Below are 20,492 nucleotides of genomic sequence, written 5' to 3' on the forward strand. Positions count from 1 at the left end.
TACCAAGGGAGTCCCCTGTGAAGAACACCGGACGGCTGTCCCGGCGCCAGCTCCTCGGCGCCGCCGGGTTCATCGGCCTCGCCGCCCTCACCGGCTGCGGCAGCGGCGGTGACGGCGGCGACGACGCCAAGGACCTGTCGAAGAAGCGCGACGGCGCCATGAAGAACTACCGGGCCGGCGAGCAGTTCAAGGCCACCGAGCCGCTGACCTTCTCCGTCCTGCACAACAACAACCCCGGCTACCCGATGAAGGACGACTGGCTGTTCTGGAAGGAGATCACCCGACGCACCGGCATCACCTTCCAGGCCACCCCGGTCCCGCTGAGCGACTACGAGAAGAAGCGCAGCCTGCTCATCGGCGCGGGCGACGCCCCGCTCCTCATCCCCAAGACCTACCCGGGCGCGGAGAGCGCGTTCGTCTCCTCGGGCGCGATCCTGCCGGTCAGCAAGTACGTGGACCTGATGCCCAACTTCCAGGACAAGGTCAGGAGATGGAACCTCCAGCCGGAGGTCGACTCACTGCGCCAGTCCGACGGCAACTACTACCTGCTGCCCGGACTGCACGAGAAGGTCAAGCAGGGCTACTCGCTGTCCTTCCGCACCGACATCCTGGACAAGCACGGCCTGAGCCTGCCCACCACCTGGGACGAGGTGTACACGACCCTCAAGGCGCTCAAGGAGGAGTACCCCGACCGCTACCCGTTCACCGACCGCTGGAGCACCAACACCCCCTTCCCCGCCGGCGCCCTGTTCCAGTACCTCGGCCAGGCGTACGGCGTGCGGGCCGGCTGGTCGTACCTGAACACCAGCTGGGACGCCAAGGCGCGGAAATTCGTCTTCACCGGCGCCACGGACGCCTTCCGCCAGGTCGTCGAGTACCTGCACAAGCTGGTCGCCGAGAAGCTGATGGACCCCGAGAGCTTCACCCAGACCGACGACGAGGCGGTCAGGAAGCTGCTGGCGGAGAAGTCCTTCGCGATCAGCGCCAACCCGCAGGAGCTGGTGCAGAACTACCGCTACAACCTGGAGAAGCAGGTCAAGGGCGCCACCATCGAGATGATCCCGGTGCCGCTCGGACCCGCCGGGCCGGTGGTCCTGGGCGGTGCCCGCCTGGAGAACGGCATGATGATCTCCGGAAAGGCCCTGGAGGGCGACGACTTCGTCGCCCTGATGCAGTTCGTGGACTGGCTCTGGTACTCCGACGCCGGCCAGGAGTTCTGCAAGTGGGGCGTGGAGAACACCACCTTCACCCGCTCCGGGCCCGGACAGTACGGACTCAAGCCCGGCATCAGCCTCATGGGCTCCGACCCGGACGCCCCGAAGGACCTCCAGAAGGACTTCGGCTTCTCCAACGGCGTCTTCGCCTACGGCGGCAGCTGGGCCCTGGTCTCCTCCTCCTTCAGCCCCGACGAGAAGAAGTTCACCGACGCCATGGCGGCCCGCGAGCCGCTGCCCACCGACCCGCCGCACCCGCTGCGCGCCGAGGAGCAGGAGCAGGCGACCCTCTGGGACACCCCGCTGAAGGACCACGTCACCCAGAACGCCCTCCGGTTCGTCCTCGGCAAGCGCCCGCTCTCCGAGTGGGACGACTACGTCGAGGAGCTGAAGGCCAGGAACATGGACCGGTTCATCGACCTGCACAACCAGGCCTACGAGCGGTTCAAGAAGGAGAACGCGTGATCAGCGTCCCCGACGCGCCGAACGGCCGGCTGTCCGGCGCCTGGCGGGCCTGCGTCGGCACCGGCCGCCTCGACCTCGCCCTGCGCCGCGACTACCAGGACTCCCTCGCCCTGCTCCAGCGCGACATCGGCTTCCGGTACCTGCGCGGCCACGGCCTGCTCAGCGACGGCCTGGGCATCCACCGCCCCTACGAGTGGCAGGGCGTCCGCCGCACCCACCACTCGTTCACCTACCTCGACCAGGTGCTCGACGCCTGCCTCGGCCTCGGCATCCGCCCCTTCCTCGAACTCGGCTTCATGCCGGGCGCGCTGGCCTCGGGGGAGCAGACGGTCTTCTGGTGGAAGGGCAACGTCACCCCGCCCGCCGACGAGAAGGAGTGGACGGACCTGGTCCGCGCCACCCTCGCCCACCTCGTCGACCGCTACGGCGCCGACGAGGTGCGCACCTGGCCCGTCGAGGTGTGGAACGAGCCCGACCTGCCCGCCTTCTGGCCGGGCGCCGACGAACAGGCGTACCACCGGCTGTACGAGGCGACCGCGCACGCCGTGAAGGAGGTGGACGCCGGGCTGAAGGTGGGCGGCCCGGCGGTCTCGCCCGGCGCCGACGGCTGGATGGAGCGGTTCGCCGAGTTCGCCGAACGCCGGGACGTGCCCGTCGACTTCGTCTCCCGGCACGCCTACAGCTCCGGGCCCGCCCGGCACGTCCCGTTCGGCGTCCACCAGACGCTCGCCCCGGCGAGCGACCTCCTCGACCAGTTCGCCGAGCCCCGCCGGTCCCTCGAGGGCACCCGGCTGGAGGGCCTGCCCGTCCACATCACCGAGTTCAACTCCTCCTACCGCCCCGACAACCCCATCCACGACACCGCCTTCCACGCCGCCTACCTGGCCCCGGTCCTGGCGGCCGGCGGCGACCACGCCGACTCCTTCTCCTACTGGACGTTCAGCGACGTCTTCGAGGAGGCCGGCATCCCGACCGCCCTCTTCCACGGCGGTTTCGGCCTGCTCACCCACCGCCAACTGCGCAAACCCACCTACCACCTCTACGCCTTCATGGCCCGCATGGGGGAGGAGCGACTGGCGCGGGGCGAGGACCACTTGGTGACCCGGCACGCCGACGGCCGGGTCACCGTCCTCGCCTGGGCCCCCGTCGACCCGACAGGAGAGACACCCGGCCCGGACCGGCACACCCTGCGCCTGTCCCTGCCGGTCGGCACCGCCCCGCGCGGCGAGGTGTTCGTCCGCCGCTCCTCGGCCGACGAGGAGCGCGGCAACGCGTACACCGCCTGGCGGCACATGGGCGGCCCTCGCTCCCCGAAGCCCGGACAGCTCGACGTCCTGCACGAGGCATCCGAACCCGCCCGCGCCCACCAGCGGCTGCCGGTCGAGGACGGCCGCGCCGGCCTCGACCTCACCCTGGCCCGCCACGAGATCACCCTCGTCGAGCTGACCCCGGTCGACGACGAGACCCCGCCCTGGTGGGACGAGCGGCGGCTGCTCGGCCGGGAGGTGCCGTGAGCACCGTACGGGCCGACGCGTTCGGCACCGGGACGCTCTCCCGGGCCGCCGCGCTGATCCACACGCTCGTCACCGTCGAGGCCCTGCTGCTGCTCACCGCGGCGCCGGGCCTCGCCGGCCTCTTCCTCCTCGCACCCGACCCCGCCAACCTCCCCCTCGCCGCCCTCTGCCTGCTGCCCCTGGGCCCGGCCGCCTCCGCCGCCCTCCACGCCCTGCACCACCGCGGCCGCGACCTCACCGACCTCCACCCGGCCCGCGCCTTCCTGCGCGGCTGGCGACTGGGCGCCCTCCCCGTGCTGAGGCTGTGGGCACCGCTGCTCGCCTGGCTCACGGTGATCGCCTTCACCCTCACCCACTTCCCCGCCACCGGACTCCCCGGCTGGTGGGCGGCGCTCCTCGCGCTGATCGGCACGGGCTCCCTCCTGTGGGGCGCGCACGCCCTGGTCCTCACCACCCTGTTCACCTTCCGAACCCGCGACACCGCCCGCCTCGCCGCCTACTTCCTGCTGCGGCACCCCCGCGCCACCCTCGGCGCCCTCTCGCTGCTGATCCTGACGGCCGCCGGCACCGCCCTGCTCACCGAGGCCCTGCCCGCCCTGCTCGCCGCCCCCCTGCTGCTGTCCCTGCTGCACAGCAGCCGCCCGGTGATCACCGAGACCCAGGAGGACTTCACCGCATGACGTACTCGGGGGACTTCGACGCGGCCTGGCTGCCGTCGGCCGCGTTCCGGGCGGTCGGCAGCCGGCGTTCGCTGATACGCGCCGCCGACGCCGGGCCCCTGGTGGAGACGGTGTACGGCGAACTGGCCGACGCCTGTGAGCGGTTCGGCGGGCGGGTCGTACGGGACGGCGGCGAGGACGCCGAGCTGGTTCTCCGACCGGCCGACGGGCTCGGTGACGAGGGTTTCGCGCTGATGCGCCGGGACGGCGTCACCACCGTCACCGCGTCCGGCGGACGCGGGCTGCTGTACGGCCTGTTCCACGTCGTACGGCTCGGAGAGGGCGCCTTCACCGGTGAGCGGGCCCGTGAGGAGCACCGTCCGGCGTACGCCTCGCGCATGCTGGACCACTGGGACAACGTGGCCGTGCACCCGGTCATGGGCCAGGTCGAGCGCGGCTACGCGGGCGGTTCGCTGTTCTGGGCCGATGGCCGGGCGCGCGGTGATCTGGAGCGGGTGCGGGCGTACGGCAGGCTGCTCGCGGCGTGCGGGATCAACGCCGTCGCCGTCAACAACGTCAACGTGCACGCGGCCGAGGCGCGTCTGCTCACCGACCGGATCGGTGAAGTGGCCGCGATCGCCGACGTGTTGCGTCCGTACGGCATCCGCACCCACCTGTCGGTCACCTTCGCCGCGCCGATGGTGCTGGGCGGGCTGCCCACCGCCGATCCGCTGGACGAGGCGGTGCGCGGCTGGTGGGCGGAGGCGACGGGGCGCGTGTACGAGGTGATCGGCGACTTCGGCGGGTACGTCGTGAAGGCCGATTCGGAGGGGCGGCCCGGCCCGTTCGTGTACGGCCGCTCGCACGCCGACGGCGCGAACATGCTGGCCGCCGCGCTGGAGCCGTACGGCGGCACGGTGCACTGGCGGGCGTTCGTCTACGACCACCACCAGGACTGGCGGGACCGGAGCACCGACCGGGCGCGGGCCGCGTACGACCATTTCACCCCGCTGGCCGGCCGGTTCGCGGCGAACGCGGTGCTCCAGGTCAAGCACGGGCCGATGGACTTCCAGGTGCGCGAGCCGGTCTCCCCGCTGATCGGCGCCATGCCGGGCACGCGGCTCGCGGTGGAACTGCAGGTCACGCAGGAGTACACCGGGCAGCAGCGGCACGCGTGCTGGCTGGGTCCGATGTGGAGCGGGGCGTTGCGGTTCCGGCCGGACGGTGAGGTGAGCGCCGGGCGGCTGGCGGACGGTCTTGTGGCCGTGTCGAACGCCGGCGACGACCCGTTCTGGACCGGCCATCCCCTCGCGCAGGCCAACCTCTACACCTTCGGGCGGCTGGCCTGGGACCCGGCGGCGGAGCCGCGGGCCGTCCTCGGTGAGTGGATCGCGCTGACCCATCCAGGGGCGGAGGAGCGGCTGGTCGACGGGCTGCACTCGGTGCTCGACGGTTCCTGGTCGACGTACGAGAAGTACACCGCGCCGCTCGGGGTGGGCTTCATGGTGCAGCCGGGGCACCACTACGGGCCGAGCGTGGACGGCTACGAGTACAGCCCCTGGGGCACCTACCACTTCGCCGACCGTGACGGCGTCGGCGTGGACCGCAGCACGGCGACCGGTACCGGGTACGCCGGTCAGTACGCCAAGCCGTGGGCCGAGGTGTACGAGTCACCGGAGACCTGCCCCGACGAACTGCTGTTGTTCTTCCACCATGTGCCGTACGGGCATGTGCTTCACAGCGGGAAGACGGTGATCCAGCACATCTACGACACGCACTTCGAGGGCGTGGAGGAGGCCGAGGAGGCCCGCCGGGTGTGGGCGGGCCTCGCGGACCTGGTGGAACCCGCCCGGCACGCGCGCGTGGCCGAGCGGTTCGAGGAGCAGTCGCGCAGCGCCCGTGAGTGGCGCGACCAGGTCAACAGCTACTTCCTGCGCAAGTCCGGGGTGCCGGACGGGCGGGGGCGGATCATCTACTGAAGACGCAGGACCGCCACGCCGAGCGGGTCGAGGGTGAACGGCTCGTCCCGCTCGGTGCGTTCGCCGGTGAGCAGGTCGGTGGCGGGGGCGTGGGCCGTCAAGTGGACCGGTTCCGGTGCGTGGTTGAGGAGGAAGAGCAGGCGGGTGCCGTCGGGGGCGACGCGGGTCGCGGTCTCGACGGCGGTGTGGTCGGCGTAGGGGCCGACGAGGTCGTGGCGGGCGAGGACCCGGCGGACCACGTGGCCGACGCCCGGCTGGTCGAGGGCCGTGGCGACGTACCACGCCTCGCCCCCGCCGACGCGGTGGCGGGTGACGGCCGGGGTGCCGGCGTAGAAGTCGGCGCCGTACGTGCCGACCGGTTCCGCGCCGCGCGGCCGCACGATCTCGAAGACCAGGCGGGCGTCGGCGGTGAGGTCGCCCAGGTGGACGGGGTTCACGACCTCCGCCTGACGCGCGTCCCATTCGTCGATCCGGATGCCCAGCAGCGGGGCGAGCGGTCCCGGCACGTCGGTGGGGAAGGCCCGGTCGTGCTCGTCGACGCGGCCGGAGAGGAACGTCGCCAGCACGGTCCCGCCGCGCGCGGTGACGGCCTCCAGACGGGCCGCGAGATCGCCCTTGACCATGTGCAGCACGGGGGCGAGGACCACGTCGTACGGGGTGAGGTCGGCGGTGACCGGGACGACGTCCACGTCGGCGCCGGCCTCTCGGGCGGCCCGGTAGTAGGCGTGGACCACCTCCTGGTAGCGGACCAGCCGGGAGGGTCCGTCGGACATCTCCAGGGCCCACCAGCTGTCCCAGTCGAAGAGGAGGGCGGTGCGGGCGGGGGTGCGGGCGCCCAGGCTCGCGCCGCCCAGGAGCTTCAGCTCCTCCCCCACCTCGGCGACCTCCCGGAAGACGCGGGTGTCGGCCCGTCCCGCGTGGCCGATGACGGCGCCGTGGTACTTCTCGCAGGCGCCGCGTGAGGCACGCATCTGGAAGTAGAGGGCGGCGTCCGCGCCGTGGGCGACGGCCTGGTACGTGGCCAGGCGCAGTTCGCCGGGGCGGCGCAGCGGGTTGACGTCGCGGCAGGCGGTGGTGGACGGGGTCTGCTCCATCAGCCAGAAGGGGGCGCCGTCCTTGAGGCCGCGCATCAGGTCGTGGGCGAGGGCGGCGACGGTGGGCGGGGCGTCCAGGGGCGGGTAGCTGTCCCAGGACGCGAAGTCGAGGTGGGGCGCCCAGCGGTGGTAGTCGAGCGGACGGAACATGCCCATGAAGTTGGTGGTGACGGGGGTGTCCGGGTCGTGGGCGCGGATCGCCTCCTTCTCGGCGAGGAAGCAGCCGAGCAGGGCGTCCGTGGTGAAGCGGTGGTAGTCCAGGGTGATGCCCTGGAAGGCGGTGTGGTCGGGGCCGCGCCAGTGCTCGGTGAGGGCGCTGGGCGGCTCGATCTGGTCCCAGTCGGTGTAGCGGTGCGACCAGAACGTCGTCCACCAGGCGTCGTTGAGGGCGTCCAGGGTGCCGTGGCGTTCGCGCAGCCAGGCACGGAAGGCGTCGGCGCACAGGTCGCAGTAACAGGCGCCGCCGTACTCGTTGTTGATGTGCCAGGCGAGTACGGCGGGGTGGCCCGCGTACCGTTCGGCGAGGCGGCCGGCCAGGGCCGCGGCGGCGCACTTGTACGCCGGTGAGCCGGGGCAGAAGTTGTGGCGCTGGCCGTAGCGGTGGCGGCGGCCCTCGAAGTCGGTGCGGTTGACCTCCGGGTGGCGCTTCGCCAGCCAGGGCGGGAGGGCGGCGGTGCCGGTGGCGAGGCAGACCCGGCGGCCCTCGGCGGCGGCGCGGTCGAGGATGCGGTCCAGGACGGTGAAGTCGTAGGTGTCCTCGGCGGGTTGGGTGAGGGACCAGGAGAAGACGCCGACGGTGAGCGTGTCGATGCCGGCCCGGGTGAACAGACGGTGGTCCTCGTCCCACACCTCCTCCGGCCACTGCTCGGGGTTGTAGTCGCCGCCGTAGGGGATCTTCGGGGTGCGGGGCGGGGTCATGTCTGTGCTCTCCCCATGCCGTGGAAGCGCCGCCCGGAGAGCACCGGGGGCCGCCCCCATTCTGGTGCACCGGGGACGGGAGAGGTACCTGTCGGTCCGGGGGGAGTCCATGGGAAAGGCGGGTCCGGGCGATGCCCGGACCCGCCGGGTGAGCGGCGGTCCGCTCAGCTCAGCAGTTCCACCTCCGCCAGTGCCGCCTCACCGGCCAGCACCAGCCGGTAGTGGCCGTAGGCCTTCGGCCGGTCGACCGAGAAGGCGCGGGTCTGGCGGTCCCAGCGGAACGACTCGTCCGTCCGCCGGTCGAGGTCCGTCCACGTCGTGCCGTCGGCCGAGCCCTGGAGCACCCAGCCCGTGGGCGCCTCGGTGTGGTCCGAGGAGGTCAGCGTGTACTGCACCGCCTCGGTGTCCCCGGTGACGGGCAGTTCCACGGTGGAGACCGTGGCGCCGGTCGCCGACGTGTCGTCGAACAGGGCGCCCTCGCCCTTCAGCGCGTCCTCGCGGGGCGTGGGCACTTCGTCGTCCTCGGTGATCGCCACGGGCGCCGCGTTCTCGCCCGTGCCCCACGACGACGGACGCGGGCCCATGTCGAACTCCAGGACACCGCCCTTCGAGATCAGCGAGTGCGGCAGCGAAGTGGAGTCCCAGCGCTTGCCGTTGACCTTCAGGCCCTGCACGTAGATGTTCCGCGCGCTGTTCCTCGGTGCCTTGACGACCAGCTCGCGGCCGTTCTCCAGGTGCACGGTGACCTTCTTGAACAGCGGGGAGCCGATGGCGTACTCGCCGCTGCCCATCACCAGCGGGTAGAAGCCGAGCGAGGAGAAGAGGTACCAGGCCGACTGCTCGCCGTTGTCCTCGTCGCCGTGGTAGCCCTGGCCGATCTCGCTGCCGGTGTACAGGCGGGACAGCACCTCGCGCACGTTCTTCTGCGTCTTCCAGGGCTGCCCGGCCGCGTCGTACATGTACAGGGCGTGGTGGGCGACCTGGTTGGAGTGGCCGTACATGCCCATCCGGACGTCCCGCGCCTCGGTCATCTCGTGGATGACACCGCCGTAGGAGCCCTTGAACTCGGGGGAGGCCGTCTCGGGGGTGGAGAGGTACTCGTCGAGCTTGTCGCCGAGGCCGTCCCGGCCGCCGTACAGGTTGGCCAGACCGCGGCTGTCCTGCGGGGCGGTGAAGGCGTAGCCCCAGCCGTTGGTCTCGGTGTAGTCGTGGCCCCACACGCGCGGGTCGTACTTCGAGGACTCGACCCTCCAGTCACCCTCGGCGTTCCTGCCCTGGAAGAATCCGGCCTCGGAGTCGAACATGTTGACGTAGTCCTGGGCGCGGTCGAGGAAGTACGCCGACTCCTCCTTGTAGCGCTTCTCGCCCGTCTCCTTGTAGAGCGCCTCGCCCATCTTCGCGATGCCGTAGTCGTTGAGGTAGCCCTCCAGCGCCCACGACAGGCCCTCGTGGGTGTCGGTGCTGGTGTAGCCGAGGAACGGCGAGGTCGCCATGCCCTTGCGGCCCACGCCCGACGACGGCGGTACGACGGTGGCGTTCTTCACCGCCGCGTCGTACGCGGCCTCCGCGTCGAAGTCGACGCCCTTGACGTACGCGTCGGCGAACGCGACGTCCGAGGAGGTGCCGGTCATCAGGTCGGCGTAGCCGGGGGAGGACCAGCGCGAGGTCCAGCCGCCGTCCTTGTAGTGCTGCACGAACCCGTCGACCAGCTCACCGGCCTTGGACGGGGTCAGGAAGGAGTACGCCGGCCAGGTGGTCCGGTAGGTGTCCCAGAAGCCGTTGTTGACGTACACCTTGCCGTCGACGATCTTCGCGCCGGTGTGCGTCGGGGTGTCGGCCGCCTCCATCTTCGAGAAGGGGGAGGCGTACCGGTACTTCCCGTCGACCTTCTCGTGGCCCGCGTTCGGGTACAGGTACAGCCGGTAGAGGCTGGAGTAGAGCGTGGTCAGCTGGTCCGGGGTGGCGCCCTCGACCTCGACCTTGCCGAGGATGCGGTCCCACTGGCGCTGGGCGCTCTTCTTGACCGCCTCGAAGTCGCGGCCCTCGGGGATCTCCTGGCGCAGGTTGTCCTTCGCCTGGTCGACGCTGATCAGGGAGGTGGCCAGGCGCAGTGTGACCGTGCGGTCCTTGCCCGCGTCGAAGCGCAGGTAGCCCTTGACGCCGCTGGCGTCGCCCTCGGTGACCTTCTTGTCGAACTCGCCGTGGACGAACAGCCGGGTCGCGCCCGTCGACAGCCCGGACTTGACGTCCGAGTAGCCGGTGAAGGTGCCGTTCTCCTTGTCGAGGGTCAGGCCGGCCTGGTCGGTGACGTTGTCGAAGAGCACGCTCGCGTCGTCGCCGGGGAAGGTGAAGCGCATCGCCGCCGCGTGGTCGGTCGGCGCCAGTTCGGCCTTCAGGCCGTTCTCGAACCGCACCCCGTAGTAGTACGGCCGCGCGGTCTCGTTCTCGTGCCGGAACGCCAGCTCGCGCTTCTCACGGCCGGTGTCCGGGGTGCCGGAGGCGGCCGACGGCATCACCTGGAAGGTCTGCCGGTCGCCCATCCAGGGGCTCGGCTCGTGGCTCGCGCTGAACGCCTGGATCGTCGGCAGGTTGTCCGCGTTGTTGCCGCGCGCGTAGTCGTACAGCCAGCTCAGCGAACCGGCGTTGGTGACCGGGGTCCAGAAGTTGAACCCGTGCGGCACGGCCGTCGCGGGGAAGTTGTTGCCGCGCGAGAACCCGCCGCTGGAGTTGGTGCCCCGGGTCGTCACCGCGTAGTCGGAGAGATGGGCCTTCGGCCGCTCGGGCTTCACCGGCTTCAGCGACACGTCGTCCAGCCAGCCGCGGAACTTGGTCCGGCCCTTGGGGGAGTCGTACGCGACCAGGATCCGGTCGACGGTCTTGCCGGCGGCCACCGAGCCGATCCGGGAGACCACGTTGTTCCACTGGTTGACGTAGAGGATCTTCGACGCGCCCTGTCCCTGCGGGGTGAGCGGGAACCCGTGCTGGTCGGTGGCGCGCAGGTCGCTCAGATGGGTGCCGTCGGTGAAGGCGAGGTCGACGGAGACGTTGGTGGAGTCGTAGTCGAGGTCGCCGTCCGCCATCGAGGGGAAGACGCGGTACGACAGTTCGGTGTTCCGGTCGACCCTCGTGTTGACGTCGAACACCTTGTTGTACGAGTACGCCCGTCCGTCGGCGGTGTGCCGGCCGGCGTAGCGCAGGGCGCGCTTCCCGGTGAACCCGGCGCCCGCCTTGGCCGTCGGCGAGCCGGTGGGGCCGCGGTCGACCAGCGAGAGCATGTCCTGCGGGACGGGCGCCTCGTCGTCGCCGGTGGAGAACTGGACGTCGGCGAGCTGGACTATGCCGCCGCTGCCGTTCTTGGTGATCTCCAGCCGGAAGTGCCGGTACTCGGCGACGGCGGAGGCGTCGATGTCGTAGATCCTGGTCTGGAAGCGCTGCGCGAAGGTCTCGCCCGACCGGGTGTCGAGGGTCTTCCAGTCCTCGCCGTCGGTGGATCCCTTGAGGGTCCAGTCCCTCGGGTCGCGCTCGGCGGCGTCGTTGGCGGACGTGAGGGCGTAACGGACCGCCTCGACGGGGGCGTCCAGGTCGAACTCCACCCAGCCGGTGGACTCGAAGGCCAGCCACTTGCTGCTCGGCTCACCGTCGACGAGGTTCTCCTTCACCTCCCCGCCGCCGGTGTTCTCCGCGCTGGCGCGGACGTCCGTGACATGGTCGGTGACATTGCCCGGAATGCCGGAGCTGTAACCGCCGTCCACGCCCGAGGCGCGCTTCTCGCCGCCCCCCGTGGTGTCGACGGTGTTCAGCCAGTCCGGGGCGGGCTCCCCGGATTCGAACGACGACGCGAACTCACGGTCCGCCTTCGGCGGCGCCTGGGGCAGCGCCACCGCGACGCCCTGTGAGCCCGCGGCCAAAGCGAAGGCGGTCGCCGCGACGACCGCCGTTCCCCATCTGTGCCGAACCCTGTTGTGCATGAGTGAGGACCCTCCCTGCGCCGGACAACGTTGTCAATGAGATGCGCAAGGTCTAGTAGTGCGTCAAGTGGCCGGTGGTGTCAAGGGGGTTGAATGCGGAATTCCAGTCCAACGGCAATGATTCCTCCGTCGGGGAACGCGCCGGAGGCCGGTATTTCCGCGAGGTCTCAACTCGGAAAAGACCAGAGGTGAACCTTGCGTTCGATCTTGATCCGTCGGCGGGAAGTGGACTATACCTGTCGGCACTCCGGGGTGTCTTCACCGCACCCGACCCTGTACGGCCGCACTTCCTGCACGACCCAGCTTGACCGAACGCGGTGCCGGGGAGGATCCGGTTCACCGCCTGAGTCCTGGAGAAGGCGAGGACTTGAGCATGGGATCCACTTCCGCCGAGAACAACGGCACCGGTTCCACCGGGAACAACGGCACGACCGGTGTGGGGCGCCGCGCACTGATCAGGCGGTCCGCCGCGCTCGGCCTGGTCTCCGTACCGGCGATGAGCTTCCTGTCCGCGTGTGCCAGCGGGGGCGGTGAAGAACAGGAGAAGGCCGAATCGGGCGAGAAGACCGAGAAGAACCCGCTCGCGGTCAACGACACCGCGCAGATGGAATTCGTCCTGTTCGACGGCGGCTTCGGCAAGGAGTACGCCGAGGACGCGGTGAAGGTCTACGAGACGAACTTCCCCAAGGCGAAGGTCAAGTTCTCCGCCACCCAGAAGATCCAGTCGACCCTGCAGCCGAGGTTCAACCAGGGCAATCCGCCCGACCTCATCGACAACTCCGGCGCCGAGCAGATGGACATGGGTGTCCTGGTCGGCAAGAAGCAGCTCGCCGACCTCACCCCGCTGCTGGACGCCCCCTCGTACGACGACCCGAGCAAGAAGGTCCGGGACACGCTGCGCCCCGGCATCGTGGAGATGGGCCAGTTCGACGGCGACCCGGTCTGGATCATGTACTACGCCTACACGGTCTACGGCGTCTGGTACTCGCAGAAGGCCCTGGACTCGCTCGACGAGCAGTACCCGGAAACCTGGGACCAGATGCTCGCGGTCTGCGAGAAGGCCAAGAAGAAGGGCATGGCGGGCTGGACGTACGCGGGCAAGTACCCCTACTACGTCCCGTTCTCGCTCTACCCGATGATTGGCAAGGTCGGCGGCCGGGAAGTCCTCGACGCCATCGACAACCTGGAGCCGGGCGCCTGGAAGCACCCCGCCGTCAAGGCCTGCTTCGAGGCCTACTACGAGCTCTACAGGAAGGGCTACATCCTCAGGGGCACCCCGGGTCTGGACCACATCCAGTCGCAGACCGCCTGGGCGCAGGGCAAGGCGCTGTTCCTCCCGAACGGCTCCTGGGTGGAGAACGAGTCCGCGAAGGTCATCCCCGCCGACTTCGACCTCGCGGTCTCGGCGCCCACGGGAATCGACTCCTCCGACAAGCTGCCCTTCGGCACCATCTGGGCCTCCGGCGGTGAGCCGTTCATCGTGCCGGCCAAGGCGAAGAACGGCGCGGGCGGCATGGAACAGCTGCGCATCATGCTGAGCGAGGCGTCCTCCAAGAACTTCACCAGCAAGGTGAAGTCCCTGACCGCGTTCAACGGCGGCACCGACGGCATCGAGCTCACCCCGGGCCTGAAGTCCGGCGTCGCGGCGCTGGACAAGGCCGGCGGGAACGTCGTGAACCCGCGCCTGCAGGACTGGTACGTGCAGCTCCAGAAGGAGAAGATCGGTGTGTCCGGGCTCGGCGAGATGATGGCGGGCCGCATCACCCCCGCCGAGGCCATCAAGAAGATCCAGGGCTATGCCGACGAGGCGGCCAAGGACTCGTCGATCAAGCACTACAAGCACCAGTGAGGATCCGTCACCAGGGCCTGTCCGGCGCGCACGCACCGGGCCGGCCCTGGCGGCACCCGCGCGCAGATCGGGGTCGGTAGCAATGCAGCACGGCAAGTACCGGTTCATCGTGGGGTTCCTGACGGTTCCCCTGGGGCTGTACGCGCTCTTCGTCATCTGGCCGTTCATCCAGTCGATCTACTACTCCTTCACGGACTGGACCGGTCTGAGTCCCGACTTCTCCATGGTCGGCTTCGACAACTACGAACGGATGCTGGACGACGACATCTTCTGGAAGTCGCTGCAGCACAGCCTGTTGTTCGCCCTGCTGCTGCCGGTGGTGACGATCGGCCTGGCCCTGTTCCTCTCCTTCATGATCAACGTGGGCGGCCGGCGGCGCCGCGGCGGCCCGGTGATCTCCGGGGTCCGCGGCTCCGCGTTCTACAAGATCGTCTACTTCTTCCCGCAGGTGCTCTCGATCGCCATCGTCGCCCTGATGTTCGCGTTCGCGTACAACCCGGACAGCGGTGCGATCAACTCGGTGCTGCGGGCGGTCGGGCTCGACGACGTCCAGCCGCTGTGGCTGGGTGATCCGGACCTCGCCCTGTGGGCCGTGATGGGGGTGCTCGTCTGGTCCACGGTCGGATTCTTCGTGGTCCTGTTCTCCGCGGGTATGGCGTCCATCCCGGCGGATCTGTACGAGGCCGCGCTGCTCGACGGCGCCAACCGCGTGACCACCTTCTTCCGCGTCACGCTGCCGCTGCTGTGGGACACCGTGCAGTCCGGCTGGGTGTACATGGGCATCCTCGCCCTGGGCGCCGAGTCGTTCGCAGTCGTACAGATCATGACGACCGGACCCGGCGGCCCCGACTACTCGACCACCGTCATGGTCCTGTACGTGTACCAGAAGGCGTTCCGTGACGGTCAGGCCGCCTACGCCACCACCATCGGTGTCGCCCTCCTCGTCGTCACGCTGGCTTTCGCCGCCGTCGTGATGAAGCTGGGGCGGCGCGAGCGGCTGGAGTACTGATGAAGACGACCGAGCCCCCCGCCCCCGTACCGGCCGAGTCCGGTGTCACCGTCACCAAGGCGGGCATTCCGGGCGGCGAGCCCGTGCGGGAGAAGAAAGAGGGCACCGTCCTCAATGTCTTCTCGCACGGAATTCTCGTGGTCTGGGCGATCATGGTCGTCATGCCGCTGGTGTGGGCGGTGATGACGTCCTTCAAGGACGACGCCTCCATCTTCGGCTCGCCCTGGTCGCTGCCGGACACACTGCACTTCGACAACTGGTCGCGGGCCTGGAGCCAGGCCCATATGAGTGACTACTTCCTGAACACCATTCTGGTGGTCGGCGGCTCACTCGTCGGCACGCTCGTGCTGGGTTCGATGGCGGCCTATGTGCTGGCCCGCTTCGATTTCCCGGGCAACCGCTTCATCTATTACCTGTTCATCGGCGGCATGAGCTTTCCGGTCATGCTCGCCCTGGTCCCGTTGTTCTACGTCGTCAACAACATGGGACTGCTGAACACGATCCACGGGTTGATCCTGGTCTACATCGCGTACTCACTGCCCTTCACGGTGTTCTTCCTGACCGCGTTCTTCCGGACGCTGCCCAGTTCCGTGGCGGAGGCCGCGTTCGTGGACGGGGCCTCGCACACCAGGACGTTCTTCCAGATCATGCTTCCGATGGCCAAGCCCGGTCTGATCAGTGTGGGCATTTTCAACTTCCTGGGGCAGTGGAACCAGTACATGCTGCCCACCGTGCTCAACACGGACGAGGACAAGCACGTCCTCACCCAGGGCCTGGTGCAGCTGGCCGTCAGCCAGGGTTACAAGGGCGACTGGTCCGGACTGTTCGCCGGCCTCGTCATGGCGATGCTGCCCGTGCTCGCCGCGTACATCGTCTTCCAGCGTCAGGTGGTGCAGGGCCTCACCGCGGGGGCCCTGAAGTAACGCACCGGAACCGCTTCCGCACGCGCCGCTCCCGCCCCTGGGAGCGGCGCGTGTCCCTGTGTCCGTGCATCCGGAAACGGTTCAACCTCTTGACGGGAGGTGACCCGAACGGCTCATCTTAGAGTTCACTAGTTGGACATGAGAGGGGCCTCACCGAAGCGGCCCCCGCGCGCAGGAGGTCGTCGTGGAGACTCCGGGGTCGCAGTCGTCGCTGCACCGAGCCAACCTGGAGCGGGTCGTCCGGGCAGTACGTCTTGCGGGTTCCCTCACCCAGGCCGAGATCGCGAGGACGACCGGCCTGTCCGCGGCCACGGTCTCCAACATCGTCAGGGAACTGAAGGACGGCGGAACGGTCGAGGTCACACCCACCTCGGCGGGCGGGCGCCGGGCACGCAGCGTCTCACTGAGCGGGGACGCCGGCATCGTGATCGGGGTCGACTTCGGTCACACCCATCTGCGGGTCGCGGTCGGGAACCTCGCCCATCAGGTGCTGGCCGAGGAGTCCGAGCCGCTGGACGTGGACGCCTCCGCGGCGCAGGGCTTCGACCGGGCGGAACAACTGGTCAAGCGGCTGATCGAGGCGACCGGAGTGGACCCGTCCAAGGTCGCCGGCGTGGGCCTCGGCGTACCGGGGCCGATCGACGTGGAGTCCGGGACCCTGGGCTCGACCGCGATCCTGCCCGGCTGGACCGGCACCAGGCCCGCCGAGGAGCTGCGGGGGCGGCTCGGCGTGCCGGTGCACGTGGACAACGACGCCAACCTCGGCGCCCTCGGCGAGATGGTCTGGGGCAGCGGCCGGGGCGTGCGCGACCTGGCGTACATCAAGGTCGCCAGCGGCGTCGGCGCCGGTCTGGTGATCGACGGCAAGATCTATCGCGGCCCGGGCGGCACCGCGGGCGAAATCGGACATATTACACTCGACGAGTCCGGCCCCGTCTGCCGCTGCGGCAACCGCGGCTGCCTGGAGACCTTCACGGCCGCGCGCTATGTGCTCCCGCTGCTCCAGCCCGGTCACGGTACCGACCTCACGATGGAGGGCGTCGTGCGGCTGGCGCGGGACGGGGACCCCGGCTGCCGTCGGGTGATCGCCGACGTCGGCCGCCACATCGGCAGTGGAGTCGCCAATCTCTGCAACCTGCTGAACCCGAGCCGGGTGGTCCTCGGCGGTGATCTCGCCGAGGCCGGTGAGCTGGTGCTCGGGCCGATCCGGGAGTCCGTCGGCCGCTATGCGATCCCCAGTGCGGCGCGTCAACTGTCCGTTCTCCCCGGGGCACTTGGGGGTCGTGCGGAGGTGCTCGGAGCGCTCGCCCTCGCACTGAGCGAGATGGGCGATTCGACCCTTTTGGACGGCACCGCGACCGGGTCGCTCACCGTGGCGACACCTGCCTTCACTTAGAGAACGGATGGCACCGTTGCCATCTCGTTAAGGATTTACTTCTTGACGTCGCACGTGTGGCCGAGTTGACTTCCAGCCACCTCGGCCGCAACGACGCGGCCTCGTCAGGGAGGTTTGTAGAAGTGAACACGCGTATGCGTCGTGCTGCCTTTGCCGTCGCCGCCGGTGCGATGGCCATCTCGCTCGCCGCTTGTGGCAGCGCCGCCGAGTCGGGCGACAAGAAGGACTCCGGTGACTCCGCCGCCAAGGGCGATGACATCAAGGTCGGCCTGCTCCTGCCGGAGAACCAGACCGCGCGGTACGAGAAGCTCGACAAGCCCTTGATCGAGAAGAAGGTCAAGGAGCTCACGAACAACAAGGGCGAGGTCGTCTACGCCAACGCCAAGCAGGACGCCAGCCTGCAGAACCAGCAGGTCGACACGATGATCACCAACAAGGTGGACGTGCTCATCGTGGACGCGGTGGACGCCAAGGCCATCGCCGGCTCGGTGAAGAAGGCCAAGGACGCCGGCATCCCGGTCGTCGCCTACGACCGCCTCGCCGAGGGCCCGATCGACGCCTACACCTCGTTCGACAACGTGACCGTCGGCAAGACCCAGGGCGAGGCCCTGCTCGAGGCGCTCGGCGACAAGGCCAAGGACGGCCAGATCGTCATGATGAACGGCTCCTCCACCGACCCGAACGCCGCCATGTTCAAGCAGGGCGCGCACTCCGTCCTCGACGGCAAGGTGAAGGTCGGCCGCGAGTACGACACCAAGGAGTGGAAGCCGGAGAACGCCAACGCCAACATGGAGGGCGCCATCTCCGCCCTCGGCAAGGACAAGATCGTCGGCGTCTACTCCGCCAACGACGGCATGGCGGGCGGCATCATCACCGCCCTCAAGGCCGCGGGCCTGAAGGACGTCCCCGTCACCGGCCAGGACGCCGAGCTCGCGGGTGTGCAGCGCATCGTCACCGGTGAGCAGTACATGAGCGTCTACAAGCCGTACCCGCAGGAGGCCGACGTGGCCGCGGAGATGGCCGTGCTGCTGGCCCAGGGCAAGTCGCTCGACTCCCTCGCCAAGGAGAAGGTCGACAGCCCCACCACCAAGGCCGTCCCGTCCGTGATCGTCCCGGTCGTCTCGCTGACCCAGGACAACATCAACGACACCGTGATCAAGGACGGCATCTACACCGTCCAGGAGATCTGCACGGACAAGTACAAGGCCGCCTGCGACAAGATCGGCCTCAAGTAAGCAGTCCCCAACTCCCGTGATGCCTCGGGGAGTCCGTGACCCGGACTCCCCGCACGGGACCGACTGCCACACGCTCCGCCGGCGCCCCGCACACATCAGCCCCGCAAGCTACGCGGGGCGCCGGACGGAACACCCCCCCTCAGAAACTTCTGCACAACCTCCCGCCGGGTCAGGCGGCGAAGGAGATGGTTCACGTGTCCGCTACGCCCGTGCTGGCGTTGCGCGGGGTCTCCAAGCGTTTCGGTGCCGTCCAGGCGCTCACCGACGTAGAGCTTGAGGTCCACGCCGGTGAGGTGGTCGCCCTGGTGGGCGACAACGGCGCCGGAAAGTCCACGCTGGTCAAGACGATCGCCGGCGTGCATCCCATCGATGAGGGATCCATCGAGTGGGACGGCAAGGCCGTCCAGATCAGCAAGCCGCACGACGCCCAGAACCTGGGCATCGCGACGGTCTACCAGGACCTCGCGCTGTGCGACAACATCGACGTCGTCGGCAACCTCTACCTGGGCCGGGAGATCCGCAGGCGCGGAGTCCTGGACGAGGTGGAGATGGAGCGCCGCTCCCGCGAGCTCCTCGACACCCTGTCGATCCGCATCCCCAGCGTCCGCATCCCGATCGCCTCCCTCTCCGGCGGTCAGCGCCAGGTCGTGGCCATCGCCCGGTCCATGCTCGGCGAGCCCAAGCTGGTGATCCTGGACGAGCCCACCGCCGCCCTCGGCGTCGAGCAGACCGCGCAGGTCCTCGACCTGGTCGAGCGGCTGCGCGAGCGCGGCCACGCCGTCATCCTCATCAGCCACAACATGGCCGATGTGAAGGCCGTGGCGGACAAGGTCGCCGTCCTGCGCCTCGGGCGCAACAACGGCGTCTTCGAGGTCAAGTCGACCTCGCAGGAAGAGATCATCTCCGCCATCACGGGCGCCACGGACAACGCCGTGACCCGTCGTGCGGCGCGCACCAATGGGGAGATCAAGAAGTGAGCACCGAAAAGACCTCCACCCCCACCGAGGACCACGCCGTCGAGAACCCCGAGGCGGCCACCGCGGCCGTCGCCGCGGTCGACCCCCGGCTGCTGGTGCGCGAACAGGGCTTCGCGGGTTACCTCAACGAGTTCAAGCGGAAGATGAAGGCCGGTGACCTCGGCTCCATCCCCGTCGTGGTCGGCCTGCTGATCATCTGGGCGATCTTCACCAGCCTGAACTCCAACTTCCTCACCGCCGGCAACTTCTCCGACATGTCCGTCGCCATGGTCGGCACGGGCATGATCGCCGTCGGCATCGTCTTCGTCCTGCTGCTCGGCGAGATCGACCTGTCGGTCGGCTCGGTCAGCGGTGTCGCGGGCGCGGCCTTCGCGGTCATGAACGTCACGCACGGGATGAACGAGGTGCTGGCCCTGGTGCTGGCGATCCTCACCGGCACGGTGGCCGGCGCCATCCACGGCGTCATCTTCGCCCGCATCGGCGTCCCGGCCTTCGCCGTGACGCTGGCCGGACTGCTGTTCTGGCAGGGCTTCATGCTGCAGATCCTCGGCGACAACGGCACCATCAACCTCGACTCCGAGGGCCTGGTCGTCAAGCTGACCAGCTACTACTTCTCGGACGTGGCCGCCGCCTACGGCCTGGCGCTCGTCGTGACCGTGGGCTACTTCGTCACCGCGTTCTTCGACAACCGGCGCCGCGAGGCCGCCGGTGTGCCCTCCCGCCCGCTGAACGAGCTCATCGTGCGGACCGTACTGCTCGCGATCCTGGCCTTCGCCGCCGCGATCGTCTTCAACCAGTACAAGGGCCTGCCGCTGGCCGTGGTGATCTTCCTGGCGTTCCTGGTGCTCACGGACTTCGTGCTGCGCCGCACCGCGTACGGCCGCAAGGTCTTCGCGCTCGGCGGCAGCGTCGAGGCGTCCCGCCGTGCCGGTATCAACGTCGAGATGGTCCGCATCTCGGTCTTCGCGATCGCCGGCACGTTCGCCGCGATCGGCGGCCTGTTCGTCGCGTCGAAGATCGCCTCCGCCAACCAGGGCGCGGGTACCGGTGAGTTCCTGATGAACGTCATCGCCGCGGCGGTCATCGGTGGTACGTCGCTCTTCGGCGGTCGTGGCCGTACGTGGGACGCGCTGCTCGGTGTGATGGTGATCATCTCGATCACGTACGGGCTGGCGCTGGAGGGCATCGCCTCGCCGGTCCAGTACATGATCACCGGTGGTGTGCTGCTGGCTACCGTCGTCATCGACGCGGTCACTCGTAAGACGCAGAAGACGGCTGGGCGCGCCTAGTGT

Annotated in this window: 13 protein-coding genes; 11 read left to right on the forward strand and 2 right to left on the reverse strand. The window is 69.3% G+C overall.

Going from position 1 to position 20,492, the window contains the following annotated elements; all coding sequences use genetic code 11:
• Positions 1-17: 17 nt before the first annotated feature.
• Genes ACIA6T_RS08985 through ACIA6T_RS09000 form a run of 4 tightly spaced genes read left to right on the forward strand, consistent with a single transcriptional unit; the run spans position 18 to position 5,831 of the window.
• The gene (locus ACIA6T_RS08985; RefSeq protein ID WP_399445881.1) at positions 18-1,679 is read left to right on the forward strand and encodes an extracellular solute-binding protein; all 1,662 of its coding nucleotides are present in this window, start codon (positions 18-20) and stop codon (positions 1,677-1,679) included.
• On the forward strand, positions 1,676-3,193 hold the full coding sequence (locus ACIA6T_RS08990; protein WP_399445882.1) for a xylan 1,4-beta-xylosidase: 1,518 nt from the start codon (positions 1,676-1,678) through the stop codon (positions 3,191-3,193). The genes ACIA6T_RS08985 and ACIA6T_RS08990 overlap by 4 nt, the downstream gene beginning before the upstream one ends.
• Entirely contained in the window at positions 3,190-3,873 is a 684-nt protein-coding gene (locus ACIA6T_RS08995; RefSeq protein ID WP_399445883.1) for a hypothetical protein, read from the forward strand. The genes ACIA6T_RS08990 and ACIA6T_RS08995 overlap by 4 nt, the downstream gene beginning before the upstream one ends.
• The gene (locus ACIA6T_RS09000) at positions 3,870-5,831 is read left to right on the forward strand and encodes an alpha-glucuronidase (RefSeq protein ID WP_399445884.1); all 1,962 of its coding nucleotides are present in this window, start codon (positions 3,870-3,872) and stop codon (positions 5,829-5,831) included. Before ACIA6T_RS08995 ends, ACIA6T_RS09000 begins: the two co-directional genes overlap by 4 nt.
• Here the strand turns inward: ACIA6T_RS09000 and ACIA6T_RS09005 are convergent.
• Entirely contained in the window at positions 5,825-7,843 is a 2,019-nt protein-coding gene (locus ACIA6T_RS09005) for a beta-galactosidase (protein ID WP_399445885.1), read from the reverse strand. The genes ACIA6T_RS09000 and ACIA6T_RS09005 overlap by 7 nt on opposite strands.
• A gap of 164 nt (positions 7,844-8,007) precedes the next feature.
• The gene (locus tag ACIA6T_RS09010) at positions 8,008-11,811 is read right to left on the reverse strand and encodes a GH92 family glycosyl hydrolase (RefSeq protein ID WP_399445886.1); all 3,804 of its coding nucleotides are present in this window, start codon (positions 11,809-11,811) and stop codon (positions 8,008-8,010) included.
• A 373-nt stretch (positions 11,812-12,184) separates the two neighbouring features.
• On the opposite strand from ACIA6T_RS09010, the gene ngcE reads away from it, so the two are divergent.
• The 7 genes from ngcE (at position 12,185) to ACIA6T_RS09045 (ending at position 20,489) form a co-directional block, all read left to right on the forward strand.
• Positions 12,185-13,660 (forward strand): N-acetylglucosamine/diacetylchitobiose ABC transporter substrate-binding protein, encoded by a 1,476-nt coding sequence (ngcE, locus tag ACIA6T_RS09015; protein WP_399445887.1) that lies wholly within the window; start codon positions 12,185-12,187, stop codon positions 13,658-13,660.
• A gap of 82 nt (positions 13,661-13,742) precedes the next feature.
• On the forward strand, positions 13,743-14,669 hold the full coding sequence (locus ACIA6T_RS09020; protein WP_399445888.1) for a carbohydrate ABC transporter permease: 927 nt from the start codon (positions 13,743-13,745) through the stop codon (positions 14,667-14,669).
• The gene (locus tag ACIA6T_RS09025) at positions 14,669-15,592 is read left to right on the forward strand and encodes a carbohydrate ABC transporter permease (RefSeq protein WP_399445889.1); all 924 of its coding nucleotides are present in this window, start codon (positions 14,669-14,671) and stop codon (positions 15,590-15,592) included. The genes ACIA6T_RS09020 and ACIA6T_RS09025 overlap by 1 nt, the downstream gene beginning before the upstream one ends.
• Positions 15,593-15,776: 184 nt before the next feature.
• Complete coding sequence (locus ACIA6T_RS09030) at positions 15,777-16,988, forward strand: ROK family protein (protein WP_399445890.1); 1,212 nt, start codon at positions 15,777-15,779, stop codon at positions 16,986-16,988.
• Between the two features lie 134 nt (positions 16,989-17,122).
• Entirely contained in the window at positions 17,123-18,223 is a 1,101-nt protein-coding gene (locus tag ACIA6T_RS09035; protein WP_399445891.1) for a sugar ABC transporter substrate-binding protein, read from the forward strand.
• A 185-nt stretch (positions 18,224-18,408) separates the two neighbouring features.
• Positions 18,409-19,200: an ATP-binding cassette domain-containing protein gene (locus ACIA6T_RS09040; RefSeq protein ID WP_030832927.1), complete on the forward strand. Its 792-nt coding sequence runs from the start codon at positions 18,409-18,411 to the stop codon at positions 19,198-19,200.
• Positions 19,197-20,489, forward strand: coding sequence for a sugar ABC transporter permease (locus ACIA6T_RS09045; protein ID WP_399445892.1), 1,293 nt, complete (start codon positions 19,197-19,199; stop codon positions 20,487-20,489). The genes ACIA6T_RS09040 and ACIA6T_RS09045 overlap by 4 nt, the downstream gene beginning before the upstream one ends.
• Positions 20,490-20,492: the final 3 nt, after the last annotated feature.

Source organism: Streptomyces sp. NPDC051740 (assembly GCF_044453165.1).
Lineage (GTDB): Bacteria > Actinomycetota > Actinomycetes > Streptomycetales > Streptomycetaceae > Streptomyces > Streptomyces atrovirens.